15 protein-coding genes are annotated in these 18,266 nt (G+C 72.8%); 6 read left to right on the top strand and 9 right to left on the bottom strand.

Annotated features, from left to right (window positions below):
• Positions 1–33: 33 nt before the first annotated feature.
• Complete coding sequence (locus AB0472_RS26645; protein ID WP_366359710.1) at positions 34–261, bottom strand: helix-turn-helix transcriptional regulator; 228 nt, start codon at positions 259–261, stop codon at positions 34–36.
• A 228-nt stretch (positions 262–489) separates the two neighbouring features.
• On the opposite strand from AB0472_RS26645, the gene AB0472_RS26640 reads away from it, so the two are divergent.
• Positions 490–2,943, top strand: a complete 2,454-nt coding sequence (locus tag AB0472_RS26640) for a SpoIIE family protein phosphatase (protein WP_366359708.1) — start codon at positions 490–492, stop codon at positions 2,941–2,943.
• On the opposite strand, the gene AB0472_RS26635 is transcribed toward AB0472_RS26640, so the two are convergent.
• From AB0472_RS26635 to AB0472_RS26625, 3 genes are all read right to left on the bottom strand, one after another.
• Entirely contained in the window at positions 2,940–3,956 is a 1,017-nt protein-coding gene (locus AB0472_RS26635; RefSeq protein ID WP_366359706.1) for a serine/threonine-protein kinase, read from the bottom strand. The genes AB0472_RS26640 and AB0472_RS26635 overlap by 4 nt on opposite strands.
• Positions 3,957–4,053: 97 nt before the next feature.
• Positions 4,054–4,473 carry a TIGR03668 family PPOX class F420-dependent oxidoreductase gene (locus tag AB0472_RS26630; protein WP_366359704.1) on the bottom strand — a complete coding sequence of 140 codons (420 nt, stop codon included), beginning with the start codon at positions 4,471–4,473 and terminating at the stop codon, positions 4,054–4,056.
• A gap of 17 nt (positions 4,474–4,490) precedes the next feature.
• Positions 4,491–5,132 (bottom strand): phosphoribosyltransferase family protein, encoded by a 642-nt coding sequence (locus tag AB0472_RS26625; protein ID WP_366359702.1) that lies wholly within the window; start codon positions 5,130–5,132, stop codon positions 4,491–4,493.
• 189 nt (positions 5,133–5,321) lie between these two features.
• On the opposite strand from AB0472_RS26625, the gene AB0472_RS26620 reads away from it, so the two are divergent.
• Together AB0472_RS26620 and AB0472_RS26615 are read left to right on the top strand one after the other, a co-directional pair.
• A complete protein-coding gene (locus tag AB0472_RS26620; protein WP_366359700.1) occupies positions 5,322–7,085 on the top strand; it encodes an esterase in 1,764 nt (587 codons plus the stop codon).
• A 209-nt stretch (positions 7,086–7,294) separates the two neighbouring features.
• Positions 7,295–7,735: an SRPBCC family protein gene (locus AB0472_RS26615; RefSeq protein ID WP_366359698.1), complete on the top strand. Its 441-nt coding sequence runs from the start codon at positions 7,295–7,297 to the stop codon at positions 7,733–7,735.
• Positions 7,736–7,797: 62 nt separating this feature from the next.
• Here the strand turns inward: AB0472_RS26615 and AB0472_RS26610 are convergent, their stop codons facing one another.
• From AB0472_RS26610 to AB0472_RS26590, 5 genes are all read right to left on the bottom strand, one after another.
• Positions 7,798–8,955: an XdhC/CoxI family protein gene (locus tag AB0472_RS26610; protein WP_366359696.1), complete on the bottom strand. Its 1,158-nt coding sequence runs from the start codon at positions 8,953–8,955 to the stop codon at positions 7,798–7,800.
• 167 nt (positions 8,956–9,122) lie between these two features.
• Positions 9,123–10,580, bottom strand: a complete 1,458-nt coding sequence (locus AB0472_RS26605; RefSeq protein ID WP_366359694.1) for an NCS2 family permease — start codon at positions 10,578–10,580, stop codon at positions 9,123–9,125.
• 169 nt (positions 10,581–10,749) lie between these two features.
• A complete protein-coding gene (locus tag AB0472_RS26600) occupies positions 10,750–13,182 on the bottom strand; it encodes a molybdopterin cofactor-binding domain-containing protein (protein WP_366359692.1) in 2,433 nt (810 codons plus the stop codon).
• Between the two features lie 3 nt (positions 13,183–13,185).
• Entirely contained in the window at positions 13,186–13,767 is a 582-nt protein-coding gene (locus AB0472_RS26595; RefSeq protein ID WP_366359690.1) for a (2Fe-2S)-binding protein, read from the bottom strand.
• Complete coding sequence (locus AB0472_RS26590) at positions 13,767–14,657, bottom strand: xanthine dehydrogenase family protein subunit M (protein WP_366359688.1); 891 nt, start codon at positions 14,655–14,657, stop codon at positions 13,767–13,769. The genes AB0472_RS26595 and AB0472_RS26590 overlap by 1 nt, the downstream gene beginning before the upstream one ends.
• 373 nt (positions 14,658–15,030) lie before the next feature.
• Between AB0472_RS26590 and AB0472_RS26585 the strand changes: the two genes are divergently transcribed.
• From AB0472_RS26585 to AB0472_RS26575, 3 genes are all read left to right on the top strand, one after another.
• Positions 15,031–16,731, top strand: a complete 1,701-nt coding sequence (locus tag AB0472_RS26585) for a PucR family transcriptional regulator ligand-binding domain-containing protein (protein WP_366359686.1) — start codon at positions 15,031–15,033, stop codon at positions 16,729–16,731.
• 168 nt (positions 16,732–16,899) lie between these two features.
• Complete coding sequence (locus AB0472_RS26580) at positions 16,900–17,667, top strand: hypothetical protein (protein WP_366359684.1); 768 nt, start codon at positions 16,900–16,902, stop codon at positions 17,665–17,667.
• A gap of 74 nt (positions 17,668–17,741) precedes the next feature.
• A complete protein-coding gene (locus AB0472_RS26575) occupies positions 17,742–18,242 on the top strand; it encodes a DUF2231 domain-containing protein (RefSeq protein ID WP_366359682.1) in 501 nt (166 codons plus the stop codon).
• Positions 18,243–18,266: the final 24 nt, after the last annotated feature.

Genomic DNA, 18,266 nt, shown 5'->3' with positions numbered 1-18,266 from the left:
ACGGCACGGGCGGATCTGTCGGGCGGAGTGGGATCACAGTCCCAGGGAGATGGCCAGCCGGGTGAGCTCGGCGGTGGTGTTGATGTCGAGCTTGGCGCGGATCCGGCGGAGGTAGGCGTCGACGGTGTGCCTGGAGAGCCCCATCTGCCGGGCCGCCTGGAGGTAGGTGCAGCCCGCGGCGATGTGCTTCAGCGTCTCGCGCTCACGCGGGGCCAGCGCGGCGGCGGTCTCGGTGTGCTGGGTGAGTGCGGTGACGCTCATGAGGGTTCCTCGACCGATCGATCCGACAGGGGCGATTTGTCCGTTTATGGAACCCTCACAAGCCGGCGTCATGACGGTGTCCGCCGACCGTCACAGGCACGTCACAGGAGCCTCCCGCGGCCGCGCGGCAGGAGCCCGCGGTGGCGGCGGCGGATTGGTGCTCCGTGGCGGCCGGGATCATCCTGGGGAGAGAGCCGGCCGCGCAGGTTCCGCGAAGGATGAGCGTCGATGGAACGACCTCCCACCCCTCCCAGCCACCCGGCACGGACGCATGCCGTGCCCCAGCGGGCCCGCACCGCCTCGGTCACGGTCGACGAGCAGGGTGCCGTGACCGGCTGGAGCGACGGGGCCCGGCTGCTGCTGGGCTACCCGCCCGCCGAGATCCTCGGACAGCCCGCCGCCCGGCTGCTCGCCGACCCGGACCGGGACGCCTGGCGGAAGGCCGCGGACGGACCGCGCTGGAGCGGGACCGTGGCGCTGCGCCACCGCGACGGGCACCGGCTGGACCGGGACGTCCTGGTCCACCGCAGGTCCTCCGGCGAACGGACGGGCGGCGCGGAGTGGCAGGTGGTGTCCGCGGTGACCGGTCCGGTGGCGGCCGCCGCCGGGGAGGCGCTCGGCGAATGGGCCTTCCAGCAGTCGCCGTGCGTCTCCGCCGTCTTCGACGAGGAGTTGCGGCTGGCCCGGGCGAGCGTCGCGACGCAGCGCACGCTGGCGCTGGCGGAGGGGATGATGCGGGGGCTGCGGCTGACGGACGTCGTGCCGTACGAGGGCAGTGCCGAGGCCGAGGCGGCCATGCGGCGGGTCCTGGACGGCGCCGGACCGCAGGAGGTGCGGCTCCACCTGGATCCGGCCGCCCCGGAGCGCAGCTGGCATGTGCGGCTCGCGCCGCTGGCGGACTCGGGCGGCAGGGTGCGGGCGGTGGCCCTGACGGCCCACGCCGACGCCTCCCAGCAGCTGGTACGGCGCCGGATGCTGCTCCTCGGCGACGCCGGGGTGCGCATCGGCACCAGCTCCGACGTGCAGTGCACCGCACGGGAGCTGACCGAGGTCGCCGTCCCCGAGTTCGCGGACGTGTGCGCGGTGGACCTGCTGGACGCTCCGCCACGCGCGGGCGAGCTCGCCCGGGGGCACCCGCGGCCGCCCGACGTGCCGCCGCCCGACGGCGTCGCGCTGCGCCGGGCCGCCGTGCGGTCGCTGTCCGACGCCCCGCCGCTCCCGCGGCCCTCCGGCGATGTGCTGCACTGCCCGCCGTGGTCACCGTCGGGCCGGTGCCTGGCCGAGGGGCGGGGCACGGTGTACGGGGGCGGCGACGAGGTCCTGAACCGCTGGGAGCGGGAGGATCCGCAGGCCGCCGCGTGGATCAGGCAGAGCGGGACGCACTCGCTGCTGGCGGTGCCGCTCAGGGCGGGCGACGTCACGTTCGGTGTGGCCCTCTTCGGACGGAACCGGCGGACCGAGCCGTTCGACGCGGAGGACCTGTGGCTCGCCGAGCAGCTCGCGGCGCGCACCGCCACCAGCATCGAGAGCGCCGCCCGCGCCCAGCGGCAGCACACCACCACGATGACGCTGCAGCGCAGCCTGCTCCCGCAGACCCTGCCCGAACAGGCGGCCCTGGACATCGCCACCCGCTATCTGCCCTCGGTCAGCCAGGCCGGGGTGGGCGGCGACTGGTTCGACGTCATCCCGCTGTCCGGGACCCGGGTCGCGCTCGTCGTGGGCGACGTCGTCGGCCACGGCATGCGGGCCGCGGCCACCATGGGCCGGGTCCGTACCGCCGTGCGCACCCTGGCCGACGTCGACCTGCCGCCCGACGAGCTCCTCAGCCACCTCGACGACCTGGTGGTCCATCTCTCCGCCGAGGAGGCCGGTGCCGACACCGCCGCCGAGGCCGCCGGCGGTGTCGGCACGACCTGCCTGTACAGCGTGTACGACCCCGTCACCCGGCGGCTCTGCGTCGCCCGGGCCGGGCACCCGCCGCCCGCCGTGGTCACCGCGGGCACCGTCCGCTTCCTCGACGTCCCGGCCGGTCCCCCGCTCGGCCTCGGCGGCCTGCCCTTCGAGTCGTACGAGGCGGAACTCCCCGAGGGCAGCCTGATCGCCCTCTACACCGACGGCCTGCTCGAACCCCGCGAGCACGACATCGACGACGCCCTCGACACGATGTTCGCCGCGCTCGGCCGGCCCGCCGAGACCCTGGACACCGTCTGCGACCGGGTCCTGACGTCCATGCTCACCCACCGGCCCGACGACGACATCGCCCTGCTCGTCGCCCGCACCCGGGCCCTGCACGCCGACCGGGTGGCCACCTGGGAGCTCCCCTTCGACCTCGCCGCGGTCGCCGAGGCCCGCAAACTGGCCACCGAGCAGCTGGCCGCGTGGCAGCTGGAGGAGGCCGCGTTCATCACCGAGCTCATCGTCAGCGAGATGGTCACCAACGCGTTCCGGTACGGCCGCCCGCCCGTCCGGCTCCGCCTGATCCACGACGACCACACCCTGACCTGCGAGGTCTTCGACTCCAGCAACACCGCCCCGCACATGCGGCGGGCCCACACCTACGACGAGGGGGGACGCGGACTCCTCCTGGTCGGCCAGCTGACCCGGCGCTGGGGCACCCGGCACGGCGGCACCGGCAAGACCGTCTGGGCCGAGCAGCACCTCACCGGGGACCGGGCAGGCTAGCGGCGGAACACCGGGCAGGCCCAGGCGGGCGGGGGCGGGGCCTGCGTGCTCTCGCGGCCGACGGTCGGGGTCCGGACGGCCTTGCGGCCGACGGTCGGGTCGCCGTCGCCGTCGCCGTCGGCGTCGGCGTCGGCGTCGGCGTCGGCGTCCCGGTGGGCGGGGGGCCGCCCGGCCGCTCCGGTGCCCTGCGCGGCGCGCCGCAGCGCGGCCACGAACTCCAGGCAGGAGCCGTACCGGTCCTCGGGGGCCTTGGCCAGCGCCCTGGCGAACACGTCGTCGAGCCCCGGCGGCAGCCCGGCCCGCACCTCGCTCAGCGCGGGCGGGGCGTCGTACTGGTGCGCCCACAGCAGCGCGATGTCCTCGTCCCGGACGAACGGCGGACCGCCGGCGAGCATCTCGAAGACCACGCAGGCGAGACTGTAGAGATCGCAGCGTCCGTCCACCGGGCGCCCCGATATCTGCTCCGGCGCCACGTAGTCCAGGGTGCCGACGAACTCGCCGACCGTCGTGAACCCGGTCAGCGACAGCGACTTCTTGGTGAGCCCGAAGTCCGTGAGGTAGACGTGTTCGGGGTGTTCGCTGTCCGTGCCCCGGGCCACCAGCACGTTGCCGGGCTTCACGTCCCGGTGCACCAGGTCGTGCTCGTGCGCCGCGTCGAGTGCGGAGGCGACCTGGGCGGCGATCCGCAGCACCGTGTCCACCGGCAGCACGCCCTCCTCGTCCAGCAGGGCGCGCAGGTCGGGTCCCGAGACATACCGCATCGCGATGTACAGCACGCCGTCCGTCTCGCCGGCCTCGAAGATCGGCACGATGTGGGGGTGGTCGATGGCGGCGGCGACCCGTGACTCGTGGGTGAAACGGCGGCGGAAGGTGTCGTTGCGCACCATCTCGGGGGCCAGCAGTTTCAGGGCGACGGTCCGGTCCAGACGCAGGTCTTTGGCACGGTAGACGACGGCCATGCCGCCGCGCCCGATCTCGCCCTGGACCTCGTAGCCCGCGATGCGCGTCGCCATCGCGTCCATCGTATCCAGGGGGTCCGCAGCCCGCGAGGAGTCCACGTCTGTGCGGGCCCCGGCCGGCCCGGCGGAGGCCCGGATCGCAAGAGGCGGATCACAGGGGCGCCGCCTGCCAGCCGGTCCAGCGCGTCACGGTCATGACGACGACCGCGCCGGCCGGCGGGTGTTCCCGGTACTGCGGGTACTTCGCGGCCAGCGGTGCGACGAGCGCCGCGTCGGCGGGAACGACGACCGCCTCGCCGTCGGCGCGCACCCACCACAGGCGGTCCCAGTTCTCGTCGTACGCGTCCGCGAGCAGGCACACCGACGGCCGCGCGGCGATGTTGCGCAGCCGCTTGAGGCGGATGGTGGTCTTGGGTTTGTGGTCGACGGCGGTGACGATCCCGTCGGCGCAGTGCAGGGCGAAGACGACCGGCACCAGATGGGGACGGCCGTCGCCGTCCACCGTGGCGAGCCGCGCCACCCGGGCCGCGGCGAACCGGCGCCGTGCCTCGCCCCCGGCCAGCTCCGGCACCGCGCGCCCCGTCCCGGTCAGGCCCGGCGCAGCGCGTCGAGCACGTCGTCGTCCGTCAGTTGCCCGAAGTCGTCGTACCACTGCCCGACCGCGCTGAACACCGCCGGGCGGTACGGGCAGACGACGAGGTCGGCCTCGGCGGCGAGCGCGTCCAGGGAGTCGGGGGCGCCGACCGGGACGGCCAGTACGGTGCGCGCGGGACCCCGGGCCCGTACGTGCCGGAGCGCGGCGCGGGCGGTGGAGCCGGTGGCGAGGCCGTCGTCGACGACGAGCACGGTACGGCCGCGCAGTGCGGGCGGTGGCCGGCCCTCGCGGTAGCGGCGCTCGCGGCGGCGCAGCTCCTGCCGCTCCCGCTCGACGACGGGGGCGAGGGAGTCCACGCTCAGGTCCAGGTGGGCCAGGGTCGCCAGGTCCAGGAGCGGCGGGTCGTCCCCGGCGATCGCGCCGACGCCGAACTCCTCGTGGTACGGGGCTCCGATCTTGCGTACGACGAGAACGTCGAGCGGGGCCGACAGCTCGCGGGCCACCTCGGCGGCGACGGCCGCACCGCCCCGGGGCAGCGCCAGCACGATCGGGTCGGGCAGGGCGCCCTCGTCGCGCAGCCCGGCCAGCGCGGCGGCGAGTTCGCGGCCCGCGTGGGTGCGGTCGCGGTAGCGCACGGTTCGTCCTCTCCGGCCGGGTTCGGGTCCCCTGCCTCCATGTTCACACCCGGAGGCGCCGAAGGCCGACTGCCGGGCAACCTTCTAACAAAATAATCATCAAAATTGTCAACAATCCCTGGCGTCCTTGCCTACAGTCGGTGACGCGGAAGAGCCGCACAGCAACCCGCTGCACAAGGAGGTCCACGGGTGGAGATCAACCGCAGAACCGTTGTCCGGGGTGCCGCAGCCGTGGCCGCGTTCGGCATGGCCGAGGGCGCGGCAGGCAGGGCTTTCGCCGGCGCCTCGCCGTCGACCGGCCCGTCCGGCACGTCGGGCACGTCCACGGCGGACTCGGCGTACTCGCTGGAGTTCGATCCCGCCGCCTGGTCGTACGACTCGGCCAACGACGTGTACTACCAGCTCGGGAAGGTGTACGTCACCAACCCGGCCGCGACGGACATCGAGAACCTGTCGGTCTACGTGCCGGGCGCCTACCTGAAGGCCACCCCGAACGACGACGGCACCACGTACACCGCGACGGTCGACCCGAAGGGCACCTTCGGCGCGTACTCGGCACGCACGGCGCCGATCGTCGTCCCGGTCAACACCCCCGGCTACGCCGCCCAGAAGCCGGCCACGTCCTACAGCTACCGCAGCGTCTCGCCGTACCTCGCGGCCGGGCACATCTACGTGTGGCCGGGCCTGCGCGGCCGCGACAGCTCGACCGGTACCCGCTCCGACGCGGCCCCCTGGGGCGTGACCGACCTCAAGGCCGCGGTGCGCTTCCTGCGGTACAACCGGGGCGTCCTGCCCGGCAGCACGGACGACATCGTCCTGTTCGGCATGAGCGGCGGCGGCGCCCAGGACACCGTGGCGGGCGCCTCCGGCGACAGCCCCCTGTACGACCCGTACCTGCGCACGATCGGCGCGGCGATGGCGGACGCGAAGGGCAGGCCCCTCAGCGACGCGGTCGCCGCGGTCATGGCCTGGTGCCCGATCACCAGCCTGCACGAGGCCAACCTGTCCTACGAGTGGAACATGGGCCAGTTCGCCTCGACCGGCACCCGCGCGTCCGGCACCTGGACCAGCGCCTACTCGGCGGACCTCGCGAAGGCCTGGCCCAGGTACGTCAACCGGCTGGGGCTGCGGGACGAGCACGGCAGGCGCCTGACGCTGACCGCGTCCGACAGCGGCACCCACCTGGCCGGCAGCTACTACGACCACCTGATCGAGGTGATCACCACCTCGCTGAACAACTTCCTGTCCGACACCACGTTCCCGTACACCCTCACCACGATGGGCGGCCCGCCCGGATCGGGTCAGCCGGGGACCTCGACCACGTACCGGACCGTCGACGACTACATCGCCTACCTCAACACCGCCAGTACGTGGGTCACCTACGACGCCGCCACCAACACCGCGACGGTCTCCGGCCTCGAAGGCTTCGTCAACAGCCAGAAGACCGCGAACAAGCCGGTCGGCGCGTTCGACGGGTACTCCCGCGGGCAGACCGAGAACGGCGTCTTCGCGACGGGGCTGAACGCCCCCGCGCACTTCGCCCCGCTCACCCGTGACGTCGTCCGGGCGAACGAGACGACGTACGCCACGTACTCCGACTGGAGCTCCGACTACGGCTCCGTGGCCTACGACAGCGACTTCGCGAAGAAGGACGGCGTCGGCAAGGACATGGCCTGGCGGGCCGACGCGTACAACCCGCTGTACTTCCTGTCACCCGCCTTCGACGGCTACCGCCGGTCGCAGGTCGCGCGGCACTGGCGGATCCGCACCGGCATCATGCAGGGCGACACTGCCAACACCACCGAGATCAACCTCCGGTTGGCCTTGCGCGACTACGGCATCCGAGACGTCGACTTCGCCACCGTGTGGGCCCAGGGACACACCGAGGCCGAGCGCACCGGCGACCCGACGGCGAACTTCATCAGCTGGGTGGAGTCCGTCACCGGGAATTGACCACGGGACCGGACCGCCCGGGCGATCGGGACGCCAGGGGTCTTCGACGGCATGTCGGCCAACTCGCCGTGCGGGCGGGCGATTTGCCCGCCATCGCGGGAGTCGTGCGGGGCCGGGTCCGACTCCGGCCCGGGTTGGACGAATCTGTCTGTCCTGTGAACATCCCGTGTGCGACCCGCGATCGGTGGCCGGTTCCCTACGATCGTGCCGTGGTCAACTTCCTCCTCCAGCGGACGGCTCCGCTGCCGATCGACGAGGCCTGGCGCCGGCTCACGGAGTGGTCCCGGCACGCCGACGTGGTTCCGCTGACCCGGGTCACCGTGCTCACCGATCCCCCGACCCACGAGGGCACGGTCTTCGTCGCCCGTTCCGGGTTCGGGCCGCTGTCGTTCGACGATCCCATGGAGGTGACCGTCTGGGAGCCCCCGCGGGACGGCGGCTCCGGCCGGTGCCGCCTGGTCAAACACGGCCGGGTGGTGCTCGGCTGGGCCGAACTGGAGGTGCACCCCGGGCCCGGCGGCCGTACCCGGGTGGTCTGGCACGAGGAACTGCGGATCCGGGGGCTGCCGTCGCTCTTCGACCCGCTGGTCCGCCGGACCTCCCGGGCGGTGTTCGGGCGGGCGGTCAACTCGCTCCTCCGGCGGCCCTGACCGGGCGCGGGCCCGCCCGGGGGCCCGCCCAGGGGCGCCCGAGGGGCCCGCTCGGCGGAGCGCTACGCCACCGATCCGATCCGCCGTGCCGGGAGTGCCGCGGACGTCACGTCGTGGTGGATCGGGGTGTGCGCGCCGGTCAGGGAGACCCCGCTGCCGCCCCGGCCGTTCGCGACGATCTCGGCCGCGATCGACAGTGCGGTCTCCTCGGGCGTACGGGCGCCGAGATCGAGGCCGATGGGCGACCGGAGGCGGGCCAGCTCCAGTTCGGTGACGCCGACCTCGCGCAGGCGTTCGTTGCGGTCCAGGTGGGTACGGCGGGACCCCATCGCGCCGACGTAGGCCACCGGGAGGCGCAGCGCGAGCCGGAGCAGCGGGACGTCGAACTTGGCGTCGTGGGTGAGGACGCACAGGACGGTACGGCCGTCGACCCGCGTGCGCTCCAGGTACCGGTGCGGCCACTCGACGACGATCTCGTCGGCCTCCGGGAAACGGTTCCTGGTGGCGAAGACCGGCCGCGCGTCACACACCGTCACGCGGTAGCCGAGGAACCTGCCGACCCTGACCAGCGCGGACGCGAAGTCGATCGCACCGAAGACGATCATCCGGGGTGGCGGGACGGACGACTCGACCAGCACCGTGAGCGGTGCTCCGCACCGAGAGCCCTGTTCCCCGATCTCCAGAGTGCCGGTGCGGCCCGCGCCCAGGAGGGCGGCGGCCTCGGCGGCGACCGTCCGGTCCAGCTCGGGGTGGGCGCCGAAACCGCCCTCGTGGGCACCGTCGGCGTCCACCAGCAGGGCCCGGCCCAGCAGCTGGGCCGGGCCGGTGACGACCCGCGCGAGGGCCGCCGCCCGCCCGCCCGCGGCAGCGGACAGCGCCGCCGCGACCACCGGCCGGGCGGGGTCGTCCGCCCGGACCGGGGTGACGAGGATGTCGATGACGCCGCCACAGGTCAGGCCGACGGCGAAGGCGTCCTCGTCGCTGTACCCGAAGCGCTCCAGGACGGTCTCCCCGTCCTCCAGCGCCTGCCGGCACAGCTCGTACACGGCGCCCTCCACACAGCCGCCGGACACCGAGCCGACGGCGGTCCCCCCGGCATCCACCGCGAGAGCCGCACCGGGCTGCCGCGGCGCACTCCCCCCGACCGCCACCACCGTGGCCACGGCGAAGTTGCGCCCCTCGGCGACCCACCGGTCCAGCTCCTCGGCGATGTCCAGCATGTCTCGGTCTCCTTAAACGAGGTCAGGGACAGGCGCCCCCGAAGGGGCGCTGGGGGTCCCCCCGGCCGAAGGCTGGGGGGAGGAACTGCGCGACCAGCCCCGACGGACCCGCGGCCGACGACCGACCGCAGCTCCGTCACGGCTCTCCCAGCGGAGCGTCCACACGCCTACTGGACGCCCAGCCAGCTCTCAATGGGACTGAGGGCGAAATAGACCAGGAAGATCCCTGTCAGGCCCCACATGAATGCCCCGATCTCCCGCGCCCGGCCCTGAGCCGTCTTGATGACGGTGTACGAGATCACGCCCGCGGCCACACCGGTGGTGATGGTGTACGTGAAGGGCATCAGGACGACAGTCAGGAACACCGGAATGGCGGTGGCCCGGTCGGCCCAGTCCACGTGCCGGGCGTTCATCAGCATCATCGCGCCGATGACCACCAGGGCGGCCGAGGCCACCTCCTGCGGGACGATCGCGGTGAGCGGGGTGAAGAACAGGCAGGCCGCGAAGAACAGGCCGGTGACGACCGAGGCCAGACCCGTCCGGGCCCCCTCGCCGACGCCGGTCGCCGACTCGATGAACACGGTCTGCCCGGAGCCGCCCGCGAGCCCGCCGATCGCGCCGCCCGCGCCGTCGATGAACAGCGCCTTGGACAGGCCCGGCATCCGGCCCTTGTCGTCGGCCAGCTTCGCCTCGGTGCCGACGCCGATGATGGTGGCCATCGCGTCGAAGAACCCGGCGAGCACCAGGGTGAAGACGATCATCGCCACCGTCATCGCGCCGACCTTGCCCCAGCCGCCGAACTCGACGTGACCGAAGAGCGAGAAGTCCGGCATGGAGACGGCGGACCCGTGCAGTTCCGGGGCGCCGTCGGCCCACTGCCTGGGATCGACGACCCCGAGGCCGTTCAGCGCGGCCGCCACGACGGTGCCGCTGACGATGCCGACCAGGATCGCCCCGGGGACGTTGCGGGCCTGCAGCATGAAGATCAGCAGCAGGGTGCCGGCGAACAGCAGCACCGGCCAGCCGGCCAGTTCGCCGGCCGGGCCGAGGGTGACCGGGGTGGCCTTGCCCTGGTGCACGAAGCCGGACTTGTAGAAGCCGATCAGCGCGATGAACAGCCCGATGCCCATGGTGATGCCGTGCTTGAGCGCGAGCGGGATCGCATTCATGATCATCTCGCGCAGGCCGGTGACGACCAGGAGCATGATGACGACGCCGTACATCACGCACATGCCCATCGCCTGCGGCCAGGTCATCTGCGGGGCGACCTGCGAGGACAGCACGCCCGAGACCGAGAGGCCGGCGGCGAGCGCCAGCGGCACCTTGCCGACGAAGCCCATCAGCAACGTGGTGAAGGCCGCCGCGAACGCCGTCGCGGTGATCAGCGCCTTCTGGCCGAGCGTGTCCCCGGCCGCGTCCTTGCCGGACAGGATCAGGGGGTTGAGCAGAAGGATGTACGCCATCGCCATGAAGGTGGTGACGCCGCCGCGCACTTCACGCGCGACACTCGATCCGCGCCGGGATATGTGGAAGTACCGGTCGAGCCAGGACCGTCCGGCCGGGACGCGGGTGCCTTCTCCCGCGTCTTCGGCCGTCGCCCTGGGTTCGAGTGACTGCTGGGTCATGGTGCCTTCTCCCAAGGTTCACAGGGGCCCCCGGCGCATGCCGATGCCTTCGGCGGCGCGCGGGATTTGGGAAGTGCATGACCCGGGGGACGGCCCGGAGGTGCACGCTTGTGGGTCCGGCGCCGGGGAGTTGGGCAACTGCCCGGCGCCGGGCTGCCGTTCGGCAGTGTTACGCGTTGCCCGTCAGGTGTTCCGGGCGGACCGGTGTCCTGTTGAGCTCCAGGCCGGTCGCGTTGCGGATCGCCGCGAGGACCGCCGGGGTCGAGGACAGGGTCGGTGCCTCACCGATGCCACGGAGCCCGTACGGGGCGTGGTCGTCGGCGAGTTCGAGGACGTCGACCGGGATGGTCGGCGTGTCGAGGATGGTCGGGATCAGGTAGTCCGTGAAGGACGGGTTCCTGACCTTCGCGGTCTTCGGGTCGACGATGATCTCCTCCATCACCGCGATGCCCAGGCCCTGGGTCGTACCGCCCTGGATCTGGCCGACGACGGACAGCGGGTTGAGCGCCTTGCCGACGTCCTGCGCGCAGGCCAGCTCGATCACCTTGACCAGGCCCAGCTCGGTGTCCACCTCGACGACCGCGCGGTGCGCGGCGAAGCTGTACTGGACGTGGCCGTCACCCTGACCGGTGCGCAGGTCGAACGGCACGGTCGGCCGGTGCCGCCACTCCGCCTCGATCTCCACGGCCTCGTCGCCGAGGACGTCCACCAGGTCGGCGAGCACCTCACCGCCGTCGGTGACGACCTTGCCGCCCTCCAGGAGCAGTTCGGCCGTGGCCCAGGCGGGGTGGTACGTACCGAACCTGCGGCGGCCCAGCTCCAGCACCTGCTCCCGGACCAGCTCGCAGGAGTTCTTGACGGCACCGCCCGTGACGTACGTCTGCCGGGAGGCCGAGGTCGAACCCGCCGAACCCACCTGCGTGTTGGCCGGGTGGATGGTCACCTGCGCCACACCGAGCTCGGTGCGCGCGATCTGCGCGTGGACGGTCACGCCGCCCTGCCCGACCTCCGCCATCGCGGTGTGCACGACGGCCACCGGCTCGCCGCCGACGACCTCCATCCGCACCCGCGCGGTCGAGTAGTCGTCGAAGCCCTCGGAGAAGCCGACGTTCTTGATGCCGACCGCGTACCCGATACCGCGTACGACGCCTTCGCCGTGCGTGGTGTTGGACAGACCGCCGGGCAGCTGCCGTACGTCGGCGCCCTCGCTGCTCTCCCACTGGCGCTCGGGCGGGAGCGGCATCGCCGTGACCCGGCGCAGGAGTTCGGCGACCGGGGCGGGCGAGTCCACCGGCTGGCCGGTCGGCATGATCGTGCCCTGCTCCATGGCGTTCAGCTTCCTGAACTCCACCGGGTCCATACCGAGTTGCTTCGCCACCTTGTCCATCTGCGCCTCGTAGGCGAAGCACGCCTGGACCGCGCCGAACCCGCGCATCGCCCCGCAGGGCGGGTTGTTGGTGTAGAGGGCGATGGCCTCGATCTCCACGTCGTCGACGACGTACGGCCCGATGCCGAGCGAGGAGGCATTGCCGACGACGGCCGGGGAGGCGGAGGCGTAGGCGCCGCCGTCGAGGACGATCCGGCACTTGACGTGCGTCAGCCTGCCCTCGCGCGTCGCCCCGTGCTCGTAGTAGAGCCGGGCCGGGTGGCGGTGGACGTGCCCGAAGAACGACTCGAACCGGTTGTAGACGATCTTCACCGGCTTGCCGGTGCGCAGCGCGAGCAGGCAGGCATGGATCTGCATCGACAGGTCCTCGCGGCCGCCGAACGCGCCGCCGACGCCGGACAGCGTCATCCGCACCTTGTCCTCGGGCAGGCCGAGGACGGGCGCGATCTGACGCAGGTCGCTGTGCAGCCACTGGGTGGCGATGTAGAGGTGGACGCCGCCGTCCTCCTCCGGCACCGCGAGGCCGGACTCGGGGCCGAGGAAGGCCTGGTCCTGCATGCCGAAGTAGTACTCGCCCTTGACGACGACGTCGGCCCGCTTCGCGGCCTCGTCGGCGTCGCCGCGGATGATCGGCTGGCGGTGCACGATGTTGGGGTGCGGGACGTGGCCGATGTGGTGGTCGTCGCGGCCCTCGTGGACCAGGACCGCGTCGGGCGCGGTGGCGGAGGCCTCGTCGGTGACGACGGGCAGCTCGCGGTACTCGACCTTGATCTTGGCGGCCGCGCGGCGGGCGGTCTCCGGGTGGTCGGCGGCGACGATCGCGATCGGTTCGCCGTGGTGGCGGACCTTGCCGTGCGCGAGGACCGGGGTGTCCTGGATCTCCAGGCCGTAGTTCCTGACCTCGGTGGGCAGGTCGTCGTAGGTCATGACGGCGTAGACGCCGGGCTGGGCGAGGGCCTCACCGGTGTCGATCGACACGATCTCGGCGTGCGCGACCGTGGAGCGCAGGATCTGGCCCCAGAGCATGTCCTCGTGCCACATGTCGGACGAGTACGCGAACTCGCCGGTGACCTTGAGGGTGCCGTCCGGGCGGAGCGTGGACTCACCGATGCCGCCCTTGGTCTGGGAGCCCTGGGTGACCTTGGTGGGCGTGCCGAGCGGAGCGCCGACGGGGGCACCACCCGCTCGAGCGAAGCCGAGAATGGGGGAGGACATCCGTCAGACCGCCTCTCCCTGCCGGGCGGCCGCGAGGCGGACCGCGTCCATGATCTTCTCGTAGCCGGTGCAGCGGCACAGGTTGCCCGAGAGCGCCTCGCGGATGTCCGCGTCGCTCGGGTTGGGGTGGCGCTCCAGCATCTCGTCGGCGGCGACCAGCAGACCGGGGGTGCAGAAACCGCACTGGACGGCGCCGGCGTCGATGAAGGCCTGCTGGACGGGGGAGAGTCGGGCGCGCTCGCCGGTCCGGGAATCGGAGGGGGGCTTGGGCTGCCAGTTCTGTGAGGTGTCACGCGTGACATGTGACATACCACTGTCCGCCCCGCAGGCCCGCCGCTCCGCGAACTCCGCCAGGCCCTCCACGGTGACGACCTCCCGCCCCTCCGCCTGCCCGGCCGCGACCAGGCACGAGCACACGGGCACGCCGTCGAGCCGGACGGTGCAGGATCCGCACTCGCCCTGCTCGCAGGCGTTCTTGGAACCGGGCAGGCCGAGCCGCTCCCGCAGCACGTACAGCAGGGACTCGCCCTCCCACACGTCGTCGGCTTCCTGCGGACGTCCGTTGACGGTGAAGTTGACGCGCATCAGGCGACACTCCCCTTCTGAAAAGTAGTGCCGCGGTACGACTCCCAGGTCCAGGTGAGCGTGCGGCGGGCCATCACGGCGACCGCGTGGCGGCGGTAGCTCGCGGTGCCCCGGACGTCGTCGATCGGGTTGCAGGAGGCGGCGCACAGGTCCGCGAACTGCTTGGCCACCGACGGGGTGATGATCTTGCCGTTGTCCCAGAAACCGCCTTCGTCGAGCGCCGCGTTCAGGAAGTCCTCGGCGGTCCTCGCCCGCACGGGCGTCGGGGCGGCCGAACCGATTCCGGTCCGCACGGCCCGCGTCCGCGGGTGCAGGGCGAGCCCGAAGGCGCACACGGCGATCACCATCGCGTTGCGCGTGCCGACCTTCGAGTACTGCTGGGGGCCGTCGGCCTTCTTCACGTGCACCGCGCGGATCAGCTCGTCGGGTGCGAGGGCGTTGCGCTTGACGCCGGTGTAGAAGTCGTCGATGGGGATGAGCCGGGTGCCGCGCACCGACTCGGCCTCGACCTCGGCGCCGGCCGCGAGGAGCGCGGGGTGGGCGTCGCCGGCCGGGGAGGCGGTGCCGAGGTTGCCGCCGACGCCGCCGCGGTTACGGATCTGCGGGGAGGCGACGGTGTGCGAGGCGAGGGCCAGACCGGGCAGTTCGGCGCGGAGGTTCTCCATGATCCGGGTGTACGGGACGGAGGCGCCGAGCCGTACGCTCTCCTCGCCGACCTCCCATTCGTAGAGTTCGCCGATGCGGTTGAGATCGAGGAGGTGGTCGGGCCGGCGGTGGTCGAAGTTGATCTCGACCATCACATCGGTGCCACCCGCGATCGGCACTGCGGTGGGGTGCTCGGCCTTCGCGGCGAGCGCCTCCTCCCAGCTGGCGGGGCGAAGGAAGTCCATGACCGGCTCTCTTCTCCGTCTCGTGAGTCTCGTGAGTCGTGCGGATTGAGCCAATCCGTGTGCGGCGGGCCCGGCTCGTTCATGTCCTGTTAACGCGGAATGACGCCAGTACACCGCCCCTTACTCCAGCGGGGTCAGTCACTGAAACCATGAAGGAGTTGGCTGGCCAGCACGGGCATCTTGTAGATTCGTATGAACGGAGGTCATCAGTAACCTCTTGGTTTTCCTGGGGAAACGCAGGAAACGCCCTGGCGACCACCGGTGGCGGCCCGGCAGCCCTTGGTGACGGTCCCCGGGGGCGTCCACCGGGCACCTCCCCCGTGACCCTTCAAGATTCATCGTAGATTTCGAGACACAGAACGGCGGCGACGAGATGCGGCTGCGCGCACTGCTGGACACCGATGCGCTGGGCCTGCGGCTGCTCGGCGGCGAGGACGAGCTCGACCGTACCGTGCGCGGGGTGATGACCACCGACCTGCGCGACCCGAGCCGCTACCTCTCCGGCGGCGAGCTGGTGCTGACGGGCCTGGCGTGGCGCCGGGACGCGGCGGACTCGGAGCCGTTCGTACGGCTGCTGGTGCAGGCCGGGGTGGTCGCGCTGGCGGCCGGCGAGGCGGAGCTGAGCGACATCCCGGACGACCTGGCGGTGGCCTGCGCGCGCCACCGTCTCCCGCTCTTCGCGGTTCACGAGTCGGTGGCCTTCGCGACGATCACCGAGCATGTCGTACGGCAGGTCAGTGGCGAGCGCGCCGGGGACCTGGCGGCCGTGGTGGACCGGCACCGGCGGATGATGACCTCGGGCCCGGCGGGCGGCGGCCCGGACGTGGTCCTCGATCTGCTCGGCTCCGACCTGGACCTGCGCGCGTGGGTGCTGTCCCCGACCGGGCGCCTGATCGCGGGTTCCAAGGCGTCCGGGCCGGCGCTGCCCGCCGAGGCCTGCGCCGGGCTGGCGGCCGAGCACCTGGCCGCCACCCGCACCGGCCGTCGCGGTCCGCACCGCGTGCTGCTCGGCGGGACCACGTACTCGCTCTTCCCGATCCGCTCCTCGGGGCACCTCCCAGCGGTAGCTGGGGGAGGCCGTTCCCCGCAGGGCGCCCGGGACGTGCGCGAGACCGTGCTGTCGGACTGGCTGCTCGCGGTGGAGGCGGACGCGGGTGACTGGCCGGAGGAGCGGCTGGACCTGCTCCAGGGTGTCACCCAGCTGATCGCCGTGGAGCGCGACCGCCGGGACGCGGCGCGTACGGTGCGGCGCAGGCTGGCGCAGGAGGTTCTGGAACTGGTGCAGACGGGCGCGCCCCCGGCCGAGATCGCGGCCCGGTTGCGGGTGGCCGCGCCGGTCCTGCTGCCCGGGCTCGGTGCGGCCCCGCACTGGCAGGTGGTCGTCGCACGCGTCGAGTGGGACGGCGGGGAGGTGGCGGGCGGCCCGGTGGCCCAGGCCCTCCTGGAGGAGATCCTGGTCGACCCGCTGGCGACCGGCCCGGAGCCCTCCGACCGGATAGCGGTGGCGCACACCGGTGACGAGGCGATCGCCCTCGTCCCGCTGCCGACCGTCACCGCCGAGCACGACGGCTCCGAGTACGGCATCCACGCCGACGCGCTGCTGGAGTCCGTACGGGCTCCGCTGGCGGGGGGCCTCGACGACGACGGCCGGGTCACCCTCGGCGTCAGTGCGGCCGTGCACTCGGCGGAGGGGCTGCGCGGTGCCCTGGAGGAGGCCCGGCACGCCCGCCGGGTGGCGGCGGCGCGCCCTGGCCGCGTCTGCGCGGCCGGCCACCAGGAACTGGCCTCGCACGTCCTGCTCCTCCCGTTCGTGCCCGACGACGTCCGCCGCGCCTTCACCGCGCGCCTGCTGGACCCGCTGCGGGAGTACGACCGCCGTCATCGCGCCGAACTGATCCCCACCCTGGAGGCGTTCCTGGACTGCGACGGCTCCTGGACCCGTTGCGCCACCCGTCTCCACCTGCACGTCAACACGCTGCGCTACCGCGTGGGGAGGATCGAGCAGTTGACGGGCCGGGACCTGTCCCGGCTGGAGGACAAGCTCGATTTCTTCTTGGCGTTGCGGATGAGCTGAGGTCACGCGGGCGTGCGGCCGGGTCGCGCCAAGTGGGGCTGCTGTCCCACGACTTTGTGAAATTATTCACCCACCCTCTTGGCCCCGCGCGGCGATCGGTGCTGGAATGCGGCCACCACTTCACTGCTCGACGGCGCGCTAGGGGAGGGCAACGTGGCGTACTCCGCCATGTCTGGGAACGGAACGACCGCTGGTGACGATCCGCTCCAGACCGCGGTATGGCGGCTGCGCTCGCGGGCCTGCTGGGCCGACGCGGCGGCTCTGCTGCCGTCGGACACGCCGTCGTCGACCCTGCAGCGGGCGGGGCTGATGGTCGAGCGGTGTCTGTACACCGAGAGGGGCTGGCAGGAGGCCGAGGACGCGCTGCGGACGGCGGAGGCGGTGGCCAGGACCGACGAGGAGCGGGGCGCTGCCGCCTGCGAACGCGGCCAACTCGCCTACGCGGCCACGCTGCACGGGGTGCGGGACCGGGCGGACGAGGCGCGGGCCGCGCTCGGCAGGGCGGCGGCGCTGATCCCGCCGGGGGCGCCGGGCCGGGCACTGCTCGACTTCCGCCGGGGCCTGCTGGCGGAGAACCTCACCCGCTCCCCGCAGGCGGCCCGCGCGGCCTACCGCCGGGCCCACGCGGCCGCCACCGCCCACGCCGACCCGCTGCTGCTCTCCTTCACCTGGCGTCACCTTGCCGGGCTGGCGCTGCGGGAGGGGGAGTTGGCGGAGGCACGGCACGGTTTCGCGGAGTCGCTGCGGATCAGGGAGGAACTGGGCTACCTGGTGGGCACGGCGCCGGCGCTCGCCTCGCTGGCCGACACGGAGTCCGAGCCGGAGGCGTCCCGTCTGCGTGAGGAGGCGGGACGCCTGTTCCGTCTCCTGGGCGGCGTCCCGACCTGGCTGGCGAGGCAGCTGACTCCGCCCGCACCGGGCGCGGCGACGGCCTGAGGCCCGGCTCAGAGGAAACTGAGAGTCTGCTGTGGCAGCCTGACGCGCCCCGACCCTCACAGGAGCGCTTCGCCATGAGTACCGTCAACGGGCTGCCGGCCCATGTCCTGCTGGTCCACGTCGTCGTCGTGCTGGTCCCGCTGACCGCCCTCGCCCTGGTGGCCGCCGCGCTGTGGCCGCGGGCCGCCCGCCGGCTGGGCGTACTGCTGCCGGGGCTCGCCCTGGTCGCACTGGCCAGCGTGCCGCTGGCGACCCAGGCCGGCGAGTGGCTGGAGCGGCACGTGACCGAGGACACCCTGGTCCGCCGGCACACCGAGCTGGGCGACGGCCTGCTGCCGTGGGCGCTCGGTCTGTTCGTCCTGGCCACGGTGGTGTGGTGGGCGGCGCGGCGCGACGGTCGGGAGCAGGCTCCCGGCACGGGCGCCCGCTGGTCGGCCCTGCCGGTGCGGATCGTGGTGGGCGTGCTGTCGGTGGCCGTGGCGGCCGGCGCGGTCGTCGACGTCTACCGCATAGGCGACTCGGGCGCGAAGGCCGCGTGGCACGACGCGTACCAGAAGACGGCGCAGGGCGACTGAGGACGCTGGGGCCGGGGGGACGCT

This window comes from Streptomyces sp. NPDC086777, from assembly GCF_040702065.1.
Lineage (GTDB): Bacteria > Actinomycetota > Actinomycetes > Streptomycetales > Streptomycetaceae > Streptomyces.
The sequence above is the reverse complement of the archived record's forward strand: the minus strand, read 5'-3'. Positions and strand labels throughout refer to the sequence as shown.